This is a genomic window from Allobosea eneae, from assembly GCF_042657265.1.
GTDB lineage: Bacteria > Pseudomonadota > Alphaproteobacteria > Rhizobiales > Beijerinckiaceae > Allobosea > Allobosea eneae.
In genome coordinates this window covers 15,733-27,929 of the sequence record NZ_JBHSLW010000049.1, presented here as the reverse complement: position 1 = coordinate 27,929, position 12,197 = coordinate 15,733, and the positions used below count along the sequence as shown (strand labels likewise).

Sequence of the window (12,197 nt, the reverse complement as noted above, 5' to 3'; positions counted from 1 at the left end):
ACGGTCCGCCATTATGCGGAGCGGCACGGCGACAAAACCCCGCAAAACCGCGGCTGCCAGCCAACGACTCCGCATAATCCCGCGCTACGCATAATCGGCGTTATGCGGTGCACCGCATAACGCCGAATTCGGGGCAGCATGGAAGAAGCGCTCGCGCGAGGGCCGCGACTACCACTCGGTAAAGCTCGACGACCCGAGCTTCCCGGCGCCGATCTATGCGAGCCTGGTCGAAACCGACACCGCGGGCGAGTTCGCGCTCATCTGGTCCCGCCGGGCCGCCGACTGACATCGACCACCGCAGACAAGCCCCGCCGCGAGGCGGGGCTTCACCGTGCTCATCTCTGCCTCAGCCCAACAGGAATGCGGTGAGCTCCGCTCTGGTCGCCCTGATCGCCTGCGGCCTCAGCCTTGCCGATCGCGAGGGGAAGCCAAGGGGCCTTGCCCCTTTCTCCCCTCAAATGCTGCCTGCACGATGGCAGACCCGCCGGTTCGCAGGACGGACATCTCCGCTCTTCCGATCCTTGCCTGTCCGTCCCGCTCACTCTGGCAGGCCGGCCGTGCTCGCCGGCATTTGTCCCCTCCCATCCCCGCGCGCTCGCGCGCCCCCGGAAGTCATGCCGAGGGGCATGCCTTCGGCAGTGACGGGAAAGGATCAGCGCCATGAATATCATCAGCAGCAGCCAGAACGGCCAGCCGGTCAGTGCCGGCTTCCGCATCGACCTCTCGCGCGGCGAGCGGATCGGCCGGGTTTCGTCGGAATGGTTTTCGCGACCGGATGACGAGCGCTTTCTGTCGCTCACCGCGCTTTACGACGCCGTGAAGTCCCGCGCGGACCGCGCCACGGCCCGCACCGTGGAAAGCCGCGCCATCCGCGTCGAGGCGGGCCGGGAGGATGTCGAGAGGCTTTCGCTTATCGTTCCCGGACAGGAGGTGCCCGTCGCGCCGACGCATTGGAGTTTCGGGCAGTTGTGCAGCCTTGTCGGAGCGCCAGCGACCTATATGCGCCAGCTTCCCGCGCCGCTCGCCGGTATCAACCTGCAGCATGGCTTGCTGTCGCATCGTGCCTTATCCTGACACTGTGATCCTGTCTCAGAATCAGGCATGGGGAGGCATCATCGGCGGTTCCGATGAGGCTCTTCAGACGTCCGAGTCAAGCGTTCCCGCAGCGTAAGCGAGGACAACGCTTGACGCGGCGGCGACTCCACAAGCTTGTTCATGGGGTGCAGGCAAAGTCCTGCACCCCTGCCACGTGGCGAACGGGAGAGCGCGAGGGGAACCCCTCGCATTCCAAACAAAAGAGTTGCGCCGAAGGCGCTCCGTTCAGGTATCGTGCGTGCAGTTATATTTTACCGACCTTGGCGCTGTTTCGCGCCCGCTTTCCATAGATGGTTTCGCAGTGAACACTGCGCCCGGCGCGCTTGACACGGCCGAGCGCGCCGGGCTGATCGATGACATGCCCTTCATCCTGATGGATGACGGCAGCTACGATCTTGATCTCAACCGGTTCTTCCGCGCCTGTCCCGCTATGGGGGCGCGATCGCCGAACACGTGGCGCTCCTACGCACGCGATATTCTTGTTTGGGCACGCTTCCTCCACGAACGCCGCGGCGGCAAGACGGTCTGGCAGGCCGACCGCCATGACGTGTTGGCGTTTCATCGGGCACGGCGCCTGTCGGACGCCGCATACCGCATTTCGGCGTCGAGCTGGAACCGTTGCGTTGCCGCGCTTGACAAGCTTTATCGCTGGGCCGTTGAAGAGGAGATCATCACGACCTCGCCCTTCGGCTACGGCGTCGCGCTACGGCGGGCGTCGGGTAGGCGCGCCATGGTGGCCGTCACGACGAACCGGGCACGTGAGCGCGCAGCGCGTCGGCACGATACCCGATACATTGACCTCGGCCGCTACCTGCTTTTTCGCGACGTCGGGCTGAGAGGACGTCTGCCGGACGGTTCCGAGGATCCTGCGTGGCGTGGCCGCAATGGGGAGCGGAACGCCCTCTTCGCCGAGCTTCTCGTCACGACCGGTTTGCGGCTGACCGAGGCCGGCAGCCTGCTCCTGACGGAGCTTCCGCGCCTGACCGAGGCTGGATCGCGCTCAGCGCCGTTCGATCTTGCCGGTCCGATCGCCAAGGGCGGACGGCCACGGCGCATCCCTATTCCCCGCAGGGTGCTGAGGATGATCGCCGACTACATCGACTTCGAGCGCACGATTTCCGCCTCCCGGTCCGAACCGGCGCTGTCCGATCCGCTCTGGCTAATGCCGGTGGACAGGAAGGTAAGAGATGACGCAGGCAAGCGTGTTCGGGTCGACCGCCTGACGCCACGCGAGCGCCGGCGCGTGCTGATCGGTGCACCCGCTACGGCGCAGCATGCCGTGCTCTGGCTGACCGAATGCGGCCAGCCTGTCCCGCCGGCCACCTGGGAAGCTGCCTTCCGCCGGGCCTGCGTCCGCTGTCGTCGCTTCGGCATCGAGATCGACGTGACGCCGCATACCTTGCGGCATACCTTCGCCGGCAACATGCTCTCCATGCTGATCCGCGAGCAGATCGGCTCGGTGTTCGATCCGCAGGACCGGCACGGCGCGGCCTACCGGCGGATTCTCTGCGATCCGCTGCAGAAGCTGCAGCACCTGCTGGGGCACGCCAGCGTGACCAGCACCTACATCTATCTCGACAGCCTTGCCGAGGCGCAGGAGCTGGTCGAGGCGGCCGCGGATCGCTGGGCAGAAGATACGGCTGGAGATGCCGCATGATTGCCGCGATGACTGCCTTAAAGCGGTGGCCGGGCCGCCGTGCACTGTTTCCCGAAGCCTTGCCCGACCCCGAGGGTGAAGCCGTCGCTGCGATCGCGTCGCTGCGCTTCTCCGTCACGCTTGCGGACCGTAGCAAGACAATCGACCTGACGATGCTCAGCGGCCGCAGGGCGTTGGCCCGGAGTTTTGCCGGTGCTCTCTGGCGCGCCTGCCAGGTCGGCGGTCCGGCCGGCTCGATCTCGACCGCTTCCGCCTATGCCAATGCGCTTAAGACGTTCTGGCGGTATCTCGACGCCGTTAGTCCCCACGTCGTCAGATTGTCCGACGTGAGCGCCGCCTGCATCGACGGCTTCGACGCCTGGATGGAGGAGAGCGGCCTGCATCCCAATCACCGGCTGCGCCGGATGAGCAAGGTGCTCAACTTGCTGCGGCTCGCCGAAGCCGCCGAGCCCGGCCGCCTGCCGCCCGATGCCTCGCGGCGCTTGATGTACACGAGCGACCGGCCGGGCGTGCGCGCCCGGCCGCGTGATGCCTATGGCGACGATATCGCGAAGGCGTTGCGGACCGCGGCACGCACCGATCTGGCCGCCATCATCCGTCGCTTCGCTGACGCAGATCGAATGCCGACGGTCGAGGACGCCTTTCGAAGCAGCGCGCTCGCGGCGGCACACGAAGCGGCCATGGCGGCGATCGATGCGGAAGGCGTCATTGGGCACAGGCATCCTCTCTTCAAGCGGCTCTACACACTCCGCCGTGAGAGCGGCTTGCCGAACGATCGCCTGATCCACGATCTGCATGGCCGCCGGCACCTGCTCGCCGCCGACCTCGTGTCGCTCATAGTCCTTGTCTCGCTCGACACGGGGCTCGAGATCGAAGCGATCAAGGACCTGCGGGCAGATTGCCTGAAGAATCCGGCGGGTGGCTATGTCGAGATTGAGTATTGTAAGCGGCGGGCGCGCGGCGCTGAGTGGAAGCGGCTGCGCGTGCGCGACGGCGGTTCCTCGACTCCGGGCGGTCTGATCCGCAAGGTGCTGCAGTGGACCGGCCCGGCGCGAGACCGGCTCGGCGCCGATACGCTCTGGGTCCACTACGCCTGGGGCCGCTTGATCCCGCGCGTGCTTGGCATGAAGGAGCCTGTGGCTTCATGGACCCGCCGGCATGACATCCGCGATGAACAGGACCAGCCCCTTCGTCTCAACCTGACTCGCCTGCGCAAGACTCACAAGGCGGCATGGTACCGGCGCACGGGCGGCCAGCTCGAGCGCTTTGCCGTTGGGCACAGCACCGCGGTTGCGGCCAATCACTACGCCGACATTCCCGCGCTTCGCCATATTCACGAAGCCACGATCGCCGACGCCATGAGCGATGCGCTTGACGCAGCCCTGCGTCCCTGCGTGCTGTCGCCGGACGAGGAAGCGGCCGTCCGGGTCGATCCCGACCACGCGACCGGTCTTCCCATTTCCGGCGCCGCCGCTGTCACCGCGTTGCTCCGCGGCGAACAGGATGTCTGGCTCGCCAGTTGCGGCGGGTTCTACGCGAGCCCGTTCGGCCCAGAGGGCGAAGCCTGTCCGTCGCCCTTTTGGGGCTGTCTCGAATGCAGCAACGCGGTGATCACGGCCCGCAAGCTGCCCGCGCTGCTGTCGTTCCTCAGCTTTATCAGGACGCAGAGACAAGCGCTCACCGAAGCCGACTGGACGACCAAGTTCGGCCGCGTTCATGGCCGGATCGCCGATCAGATCCTGCCCCGGTTCAGCGAAGCCGAGATTGATGAGGCGCGACAGGCTGCGGCTGCGGACCCGAGGCTGATCTACCTTCCGCCTGAAGCGGGAGCGCCATGATGCCAGCACCGATCACACTTCCAGCCAGACCTTCTTTGCCCTCGGTCATTTACAGTGACGACGAGCCCGTGCTCGCCGGCGTCGCAATCAGGGACGATGCCGACCGCGCGCAGCTCCACCGTTTCGGTGACGATCACTGGGATTTGAGCGCCGCCATCTTCCGGGTGAACGCGCGCTACAGCAATTACCGGCTCAACTTCGCCCGCATCGCCGATCCGGTCACGCGCCGTCTGGCGAAAGAGTATGTAATCGCCCGTCTGCGCATCCACTTGCCGGGATATCGTGCGCCCTGCGGCGCGACCTCGGCGATCCGGCTTCTGCGCTACATCCAGCACTTTGCCGCGTTCCTTCGGACGCAGCTCGGCGCCGTCGACCTCGGCCGAGTGGATCCGGCTTTGCTCGACGCCTATCTGGTGCATGCCCGCGACGGCGGCCGGAGAACGCCCCACGAGACGGTGAAGTATGTCGAGGTGCCGATTGACCTGCACCACCTGGCGCCGTGGCTGACCGGCGGCGGTATCGGCTTTCTGCCGTGGCGCGGGCGCGCCGCGCACCGTGTCGCCGGCCGGCCGCCGGCGCCTGCCGAGAACGCCACGCCGCGCATTCCCGAGCCGGTCATCGGCGCCATGCTTCGCTGGGCGCTCAAGTATGTTGAGATCTATGCACCCGACATTCTCGCGGCGCGGGCGGAGCTGGATGCTCTCGAGGCCCGCTGCGCCCGGCTGATGGCGCGGGATCAGCAGACCGGACGGGCCGTCGCCAGGACCTATCGGGCCCGCGTGGCGAAGTGGCTCGACGCGCGCCGGGCTGCCGGCCGGGGTATCCCGATCTGGGAGCGCGCGCCCAACGCCGCCCGCCGGATCGATCCGCTGACCGGCCAGGAGCTGCCACCCTACAATCTGCACTTGATGCGGCTGCACGCCGGTGCGCCGGAGAGCGGCCGCGTCAGCCAGTCCGAGGCGACCGCGCGACTGATCGAGGAGATGGCTGCCGAGCTCGGAACCGAGGTTGGCGGTCTCGATACGCCGATCTCCATTGATCCGGACACCGGCCTGTCATGGCGCGAGCGCTTCGACGGCCTCAGTCTCGCCCGCGAGGAGCGGATGCTGCAGGGCGCCTGCTATATCGTCTGCGCCTATCTCACCGGCATGCGCGACAGCGAGGTGCAGGCGATGCAGCCGGGCTGCGTGTCGCCGGTGCGTAGCGGCGACGGCCTGGTCGAACGCTATCGGGTGCGCAGCACCGTCTACAAGCGCCATGGCCCGCGCGGCGTGACGGCCGACTGGATCACCATTGAGCCGGTCGCCCGCGCCGTGGAAGTCATGGAGGTGCTCTCGGCGCGCAATCGCAAGGAGAAGGGACTCTCGTCCCTGTGGGTGACGCTGAAGGATTGGCCCTGGAGCGCCGATCACCTCGGCATGGGCGCAACGGCAACGCTCAATCTGTTCCGCGACGGCCTGGACGCGCGTTCGGAAGGCGGACCAGCGATCCCGCGCCCCGGCGACGAGCCGTGGAAGTTCACGACGCGGCAGCTGCGCCGCACAATTTCCTGGTACATCGCCAACCGGCCGTTCGGCACCATCGCCGGCAAGATCCAGTACAAGCACGCCTCGGTCGCCATGTTCGAAGGTTATGCCGGATCGGCGCGGGCCGACTTCCGCCTCGCCGTCGAGCGCGAGCGCGCGCTCGGCCAGCTCGACGACATTGTCGCCCATTACGAGGCCTATCTGCGCGACGAAGGTCCGGCCGGACCGGGTGCGGCGCGATTGCGACGGGAGTTCGCCCGCGTCCACGACGAGATCGGTGATCTTCCCGGCCGGATCATGGACCGCAAGCGGTTGCGCACCACGCTCGCCCATCTCGGACGGACGTTGCATGTCGGCTTCCTCAATGACTGCCTCTTCGATGCGGCGACCGCCCTCTGCCTCACGGACGTGGCGGATCCCGAGCGAACGGCGCCGGCGCTTTCCCGATGCAGTCCCGATCGCTGCCCGAACGCCTGTCTGACCGCCCGGCATCGCGAGCCGTGGCAGGCCTCGATCGCCGAGGGCGAAGGGCTGCTTGCCGACCGGCGCCTGTCGCCGTTGCAACGCGAAGCCATCGCGCGCGACAACGAACGCAAACGCCGGCTCATCGCACCCCTGATAGAGGGCGCCGCATGAGCGCGCTCGGCCCGAAGAGCGAGGCGGCGCTGCGGGCGGCGATGGCACGGCTGCTCGACGGCCGCCCCGAGCGCACCGACGGCGCGCTGACCGTCGCCAACCTGGCGCGCGAGGCCGGAGTCAGCCGGGCGACGGCGAACCGTGCGGTCGATGTTCTCGCCGAGTTCCGTGCCGCCGAAGCACGCCACCGGCGAGCCACTCCGAGAGCCCTCAAGGAGCGCATCCGCGCGCTCGAGGCCGAGCTGCGCGCCGTGCGCGGCGCCGAGATCGCCGAGCTGCGCGGCCTCGCCCGCACGCTCGCCCAGCACATCCAGGTGCTGACGCTGCAGATCGCCGAGCGGGATGCGGTGATAGCCGGTCTGCAGGACGAGCTTGACCGATCGCGCGAGGCCAAGGTCGTCGCGCTGCGACGCCCGCCGCGAGACGGCGCCGGCTGAGAGCCGCGCAACTGCCTATCGTCGACCGGTCTTGCGGTCGTCGGTCATGGGTGCCTCTTCAAGCTCGCCCGTCGAGGCAGGGGCTCGGGTGTGGCAGACGCTGCCAGCCCATCAACCCTGTTCCGCACCAGCACCGAGAACAGGGTGTGACGGGCCGGCCCCCCCGCGTCTGCCCCTGCCGCCTCGCCCTCGACGGAGAGGGCGAGCTGAAGGAGGCACCCATGACCACAGATCGCAGCAACTCGACCCGGACTGATATCTACGAGCGTGTCACCAGCCAGATCATCGCCGCCATCGAAGCCGGCGCCGGCGACTACCGGATGCCGTGGCATCACGACGGATCGGCCATCACCACGCCGGTCAACGTCGCCTCGTGCAAGGCCTATCGTGGCGTCAACATCCTCTCGCTCTGGGCCGCGGCGCACGCGGCCGGCTATCCCGCCGGCATTTGGGGCACCTACCGCCAATGGCAGGCGCTCGGCGCCCAGGTTCGCAAGGGCGAACGCGGCCATCTGGTCGTGTTCTGGAAGACCACCGATCGCGGCGATGCGGACGCCCAACACGGCGACGAGGATCGCGACGAGCCCGCCCGGCGGATGTTCGCCCGCGGCTACACCGTCTTCAACTGCGCGCAGGTCGACGGCTACACACCGCCCGAGACGCCGGAGCTGCCCGAGGTCGAGCGGATCGAGCGGGCCGAACGGTTCTGCGCGGCCCTCGGCATCGACATCCGCCACGGCGGACCGCAGGCCTACTACCGCCCGTCTACCGACCAGGTGCAGATGCCGGAGTTCGCCTGCTTCCGCGACGCGGTCGCCTACTACGCCGTGTTGCTGCATGAATGCGGCCACGCTTCCGGCGCCAGGCATCGCCTCGACCGCGATCTTTCCGGACGCTTCGGCTCGGCCGCCTACGCGATGGAGGAATGCACGGTCGAGCTCTTGAGCGCGATGATCTGCGCCGATCTCAACCTGAGCGTCGAGCCGCGACCCGACCACGCCCGTTACATCGCCTCCTGGCTCAAGGTGCTGCGTTCCGACTCGCGCGCCATCTTCACCGCCGCGAGCAAGGCGCAGGAGATCACCGACTGGATGCACGCGCAGCAGGTCGGCGATCGCCAGCACGAGGTCAGGGGCGCCGCATAGGCGCCCCTGCTCGATCAGTTGACGGTTCGCTCCTGGAACAGTGTCTCGATCAGCGGACACTCCGGGAGCGTGCCGTCGCCGCACTGGGCAACGACGTCCTCGAGCACCCGCTCCATGCGCCTTAGGTCGGCGATCTTCGCCCGGACGTCGGCAAGGTGGACGGCAGCGACATCGCGTGCTTCGGCACAGGGCCGGTCGCGCTCGTCAACGAGACGCAGGAGCTCACGGATTTCGTCAAGCGAGAACCCGAGCTCGCGCGCCCGCAAAACGAAGCGAAGCCGCCGCTCGTGAGTGCTGTTGTAGCTGCGATAGCCGCTCGCCGTGCGCGGCGGCTCGGGCAGAAGGCCGACCTTCTCATAATAGCGCACCGTCTCCAGATTGCAGCCCGTCCGCCGGGCGAGCTCGGCCCGCTGTATGCCCTTCATCCCGGCGTGATCGCCCATCGCAAAAAGCCCTCTTGACTCTGTAGTTGCTACAGACTGCACACTAGCGCCTGGATAGGAATTCGGCAAGGAAAGCGAGTCCTGACATGAATGCATCGCGATATGGACCAGCAGACATTGCACCGACTGCAGCGAAGCTGACGACGCCCGAGCAGAATGAGGTCCGGCGGCAGCGCCTGGTCGCAGTCGGCGGTATTCTCGGCGCCATCGGCGCCTCGTCCTGCTGCATCATTCCACTCATCCTGTTCAGCCTTGGTATCAGCGGTGCCTGGATTGGCAATCTGACGGCACTTGCCCCCTACAAGCCCTTCTTCGTCGCTGGGACGACAGGCGTTCTCGGCTACGGCTTTTACCTCGTCTACTGGAAGCCACGGCGAGCCTGCGCCGACGGCGAAGCCTGCACACGCCCCGCCCCCAGCCGCCTCGTCCAGATCGGACTCTGGATGGCAACGGTTCTCGTCGTTGCTGCCTTCGCCTTCGACTACGTTGCTCCGCTGCTGCTTTCCGCCTGATACCGAAAGGAGAGCCTCCCCCTATGAAGAGTTTGAGCGTTTGCACCCTGATCGGCTCGCTGATGCTGGCCCCTGCCGCCTGGGCCGGCGAGCGCACCATCACCTTCGCCGTCGACAACATGACCTGCGCCACGTGTCCCTACATTGTGAAGACCACGATGGCGGCGGTCCCCGGCGTCGCGAATGTGACCATCTCCTTCGAGGCGAAGACCGCGACTGTCACCTTCGACGATGCGAAGACGAACCCCGATGCCATCGCGGCCGCCAGCATGAATGCCGGTTATCCGGCCCACCCGAGGCAGGGCAGTTGACATGAACGACCTTGCCCTGGTCCGCACCGGCGTGGCGGGCGGCATAATAGCTGCGATCTGCTGCGTGACACCCATTCTTGCCGTCCTGCTGCCGCTCGTCGGTCTGGGCGCGTGGCTCGTCAGCGCGGATCTGATGGCGTTTTCACTGCTGGCCGTCAGCCTGGGACTCATAGCGTGGGGCCTCTACCGCCGCCGGGCGAATGCGGCCTGCGGCGAGAGCAAGAACCACAAGGAAGCCTGAAGCCATGAACGATTGCTGTGCATCCTCCTCCCGGGACAAACCTGCCGTTTCTCAGCCCGCGACACTGCCGAGCTTCGCCGTGCGGCCCGATGTTACGTTTCCGGACTGGTCGGCCGTCACATTGCCGGCGGTCCGAGACGCCTTGCAGGCGATGGTCGGCTCCGACCACGTGCTCAATCGCTGGAGCGGCTACGATCCCACCACGGACCGCGTGCGCGTTGCGTTGCTCCAGCTCTACGCCGAAGACGGGCAGGCCCCGGCTATAGGCGCGCTTGCGGAACGTGCAAGTTTGAGCGAGACGGCCATCTGGCCGTTGCTCGCAGAACTTCGCCGGCGCGACCTCGTCGTTCTCGACGGCGAGCAGATCGTCGGTGCCTATCCCTTCACCGACCGCGACACCGGCCATCGGGTCACGCTGGACGGACATGTTCTCAACGCCATGTGCGCGGTCGACGCGCTCGGCATCGGCGCCATGACCGGTCGTGACGTCGCGATCGCCTCGCAATGCCGCCATTGCGGCGCGCCGATCCGGATCACGACGCGTGAGCGAGGACGGGCGCTGGCCGCCGTCGCGCCGTCGACGGCCGTCATGTGGCAAAGTGTCCGCTATGAAGGCGGCTGCGCCGCGAGCTCGCTCTGCGCGACGACCGCCTTCTTCTGCTCGGACGAGCATCTCTCCCTCTGGCGCGACGAACGTTCTGCCGACAAGCCGGGTTTCCGGCTGTCGATCGAGGAAGGACTGCAGGCTGGCCGCGCTCTGTTCGGGCCGAGCCTTGCTGGACTCGATACGGCGTCGAAGAGCACGGCGGTCGCAAGCCGCCCCTTCCCGGCCAACGGCCGCAATGGTGGCACCTACGACCTCGTCGTGATTGGCGCCGGCTCGGCCGGCTTCTCTGCCGCGATCACCGCCGCTGATCAGGGCGCCCAAGTCGCGCTGATCGGCAGTGGTACCATCGGCGGCACCTGCGTCAATGTCGGCTGCGTACCATCGAAGACCCTCATCCGCGCCGCTGAGACGCTGCACAACGCTCGCGTGGCAGCCCGTTTTGCCGGCATCACAGCCGAGGCCGAACTGGCCGACTGGCGCGGAACCGTTCGTCAGAAGGACGCGCTGGTTTCGGAGCTGCGCCGGGCCAAGTATGTCGACCTGCTCCCCGCCTACAACGGCATCGCGTATCGCGATGGGCCGGCGCGCCTCGTCGACGACGGTGTCGAGGTGAATGGTACACGCATTCCGGCCGGCAAAATCATCATCGCTACCGGCGCGCGGCCGGCAATCCCCGCCATCCCTGGGATCGAGACCGTGCCGTATCTGACCAGCACGTCGGCGCTCGAGCTTGAGAAGCTGCCGTCCTCACTGCTCGTCATCGGCGGCGGCTATATCGGCGCGGAACTCGCCCAGATGTTCGCCCGTGCCGGCGTCAAGGTGACGCTCGTCTGTCGCTCGCGACTGTTGCCTGAGGCCGAGCCGGAGATCGGCGCGGCGCTGACGGGGTATTTCGAGGACGAAGGGATCACTGTCGTCTCCGGCATCGCCTACCGTACGATCCGCAAGACTGAGGGCGGCGTTTCACTGACCGTTACGCGCGACGGCGAGGATATTGCTGTCGGCGCCGATCAGGTGCTGATTTCCACCGGCCGCACGCCCAACATCGAAGGCCTCGGGTTTGCCGAGCACGGGATTGCCATCTCGCCGAAGGGCGGCATCGTCGTCGATGACCGCATGCGCACGACGCGCGCTGGCATCTATGCCGCCGGCGACGTCACCGGCCGCGACCAGTTCGTCTACATGGCTGCCTACGGTGCCAAGCTCGCGGCCAAGAACGCCCTTAACGGCGACAGCCTGCGCTATGACAACAGCGCCATGCCGGCGATCGTGTTCACCGATCCGCAGGTGGCGAGCGTCGGGCTGATCGAGGCCGCAGCGCGCGCCGCCGGGCATGCGGTCCGCGTCTCGACGATCGGTCTCGACCAGGTGCCCCGTGCGCTTGCCGCCCGCGACACACGTGGGCTCATCAAGCTCGTCGCCGACGCCGGCAGCGGCCGGCTGCTTGGCGCGCACATCCTCGCGCCGGAAGGCGCCGACAGCATCCAGACCGCAACACTGGCAATCCGGCAGGGGCTCAGCGTCGACGATCTGGCGGACACGATCTTTCCGTACCTCACCACCGTCGAGGGCCTGAAGCTCGCGGCGCTAGCCTTCGACAGGGACGTCGCCAAGCTGTCCTGCTGCGCCGGTTGAATAGTGGCAAGGGCCTCTGAGCACCCCTCGAATCTGTCTCACGCGTCGAGATCGATCGGAAGCGTGTGGATTTTCAGACAAATGCCGCCGAAAAATCCGCCTGAGACAGGTTGA

Annotated in this window: 10 protein-coding genes and 2 pseudogenes; 11 read left to right on the top strand and 1 reads right to left on the bottom strand. The window is 67.1% G+C overall.

Annotation, left to right across the window (positions count from 1 at the left end; genetic code table 11):
- Window positions 1–124: 124 nt before the first annotated feature.
- The 7 genes and pseudogenes from ACFPOB_RS24610 to ACFPOB_RS24580 form a co-directional block, all read left to right on the top strand.
- Window positions 125–286 (top strand): annotated as a pseudogene (locus ACFPOB_RS24610) (DUF736 domain-containing protein); the annotation flags it as partial.
- Between the two features lie 374 nt (window positions 287–660).
- A pseudogene (locus tag ACFPOB_RS24605) lies at window positions 661–1,065 on the top strand (DUF932 domain-containing protein); the annotation flags it as partial.
- A gap of 331 nt (window positions 1,066–1,396) precedes the next feature.
- Complete coding sequence (locus ACFPOB_RS24600; protein ID WP_254985791.1) at window positions 1,397–2,752, top strand: tyrosine-type recombinase/integrase; 1,356 nt, start codon at window positions 1,397–1,399, stop codon at window positions 2,750–2,752.
- On the top strand, window positions 2,749–4,590 hold the full coding sequence (locus tag ACFPOB_RS24595) for a hypothetical protein (protein WP_172241057.1): 1,842 nt from the start codon (window positions 2,749–2,751) through the stop codon (window positions 4,588–4,590). The genes ACFPOB_RS24600 and ACFPOB_RS24595 overlap by 4 nt, the downstream gene beginning before the upstream one ends.
- Window positions 4,590–6,752, top strand: a complete 2,163-nt coding sequence (locus ACFPOB_RS24590) for a hypothetical protein (protein ID WP_246705995.1) — start codon at window positions 4,590–4,592, stop codon at window positions 6,750–6,752. The genes ACFPOB_RS24595 and ACFPOB_RS24590 overlap by 1 nt, the downstream gene beginning before the upstream one ends.
- Window positions 6,749–7,189, top strand: a complete 441-nt coding sequence (locus ACFPOB_RS24585; protein ID WP_089172863.1) for a hypothetical protein — start codon at window positions 6,749–6,751, stop codon at window positions 7,187–7,189. The genes ACFPOB_RS24590 and ACFPOB_RS24585 overlap by 4 nt, the downstream gene beginning before the upstream one ends.
- A gap of 221 nt (window positions 7,190–7,410) precedes the next feature.
- Entirely contained in the window at window positions 7,411–8,334 is a 924-nt protein-coding gene (locus ACFPOB_RS24580; protein ID WP_089172864.1) for an ArdC family protein, read from the top strand.
- A 14-nt stretch (window positions 8,335–8,348) separates the two neighbouring features.
- Here the strand turns inward: ACFPOB_RS24580 and ACFPOB_RS24575 are convergent, their stop codons facing one another.
- Window positions 8,349–8,777: a MerR family transcriptional regulator gene (locus ACFPOB_RS24575; protein ID WP_089172865.1), complete on the bottom strand. Its 429-nt coding sequence runs from the start codon at window positions 8,775–8,777 to the stop codon at window positions 8,349–8,351.
- An 86-nt stretch (window positions 8,778–8,863) separates the two neighbouring features.
- Between ACFPOB_RS24575 and ACFPOB_RS24570 the strand changes: the two genes are divergently transcribed.
- Genes ACFPOB_RS24570 through merBA form a run of 4 tightly spaced genes read left to right on the top strand, consistent with a single transcriptional unit; the run spans window position 8,864 to window position 12,083 of the window.
- Window positions 8,864–9,289 (top strand): mercuric transporter MerT family protein, encoded by a 426-nt coding sequence (locus ACFPOB_RS24570; protein WP_089172952.1) that lies wholly within the window; start codon window positions 8,864–8,866, stop codon window positions 9,287–9,289.
- A 23-nt stretch (window positions 9,290–9,312) separates the two neighbouring features.
- Window positions 9,313–9,600, top strand: a complete 288-nt coding sequence (locus tag ACFPOB_RS24565; protein WP_377800978.1) for a cation transporter — start codon at window positions 9,313–9,315, stop codon at window positions 9,598–9,600.
- Between the two features lies 1 nt (window position 9,601).
- Complete coding sequence (merF, locus tag ACFPOB_RS24560; RefSeq protein WP_089172867.1) at window positions 9,602–9,841, top strand: mercury resistance system transport protein MerF; 240 nt, start codon at window positions 9,602–9,604, stop codon at window positions 9,839–9,841.
- A 4-nt stretch (window positions 9,842–9,845) separates the two neighbouring features.
- A complete protein-coding gene (gene merBA, locus ACFPOB_RS24555; protein WP_089172868.1) occupies window positions 9,846–12,083 on the top strand; it encodes a bifunctional organomercurial lyase/mercury(II) reductase MerBA in 2,238 nt (745 codons plus the stop codon).
- Window positions 12,084–12,197: the final 114 nt, after the last annotated feature.

Excerpts from the sequence above, each read along its gene's own strand:
- ACFPOB_RS24580 (WP_089172864.1), top strand. The coding sequence starts at position 7,411 with ATGACCACAGATCGCAGCAACTCGACCCGGACTGATATCTACGAGCGT.
- ACFPOB_RS24590 (WP_246705995.1), top strand. The coding sequence starts at position 4,590 with ATGCCAGCACCGATCACACTTCCAGCCAGACCTTCTTTGCCCTCGGTC.
- merBA (WP_089172868.1), top strand. The coding sequence starts at position 9,846 with ATGAACGATTGCTGTGCATCCTCCTCCCGGGACAAACCTGCCGTTTCT.
- ACFPOB_RS24585 (WP_089172863.1), top strand. The coding sequence starts at position 6,749 with ATGAGCGCGCTCGGCCCGAAGAGCGAGGCGGCGCTGCGGGCGGCGATG.
- ACFPOB_RS24570 (WP_089172952.1), top strand. The coding sequence starts at position 8,864 with ATGAATGCATCGCGATATGGACCAGCAGACATTGCACCGACTGCAGCG.
- merF (WP_089172867.1), top strand. The coding sequence starts at position 9,602 with ATGAACGACCTTGCCCTGGTCCGCACCGGCGTGGCGGGCGGCATAATA.
- ACFPOB_RS24575 (WP_089172865.1), bottom strand. The coding sequence starts at position 8,777 with ATGGGCGATCACGCCGGGATGAAGGGCATACAGCGGGCCGAGCTCGCC.
- ACFPOB_RS24565 (WP_377800978.1), top strand. The coding sequence starts at position 9,313 with ATGAAGAGTTTGAGCGTTTGCACCCTGATCGGCTCGCTGATGCTGGCC.
- ACFPOB_RS24595 (WP_172241057.1), top strand. The coding sequence starts at position 2,749 with ATGATTGCCGCGATGACTGCCTTAAAGCGGTGGCCGGGCCGCCGTGCA.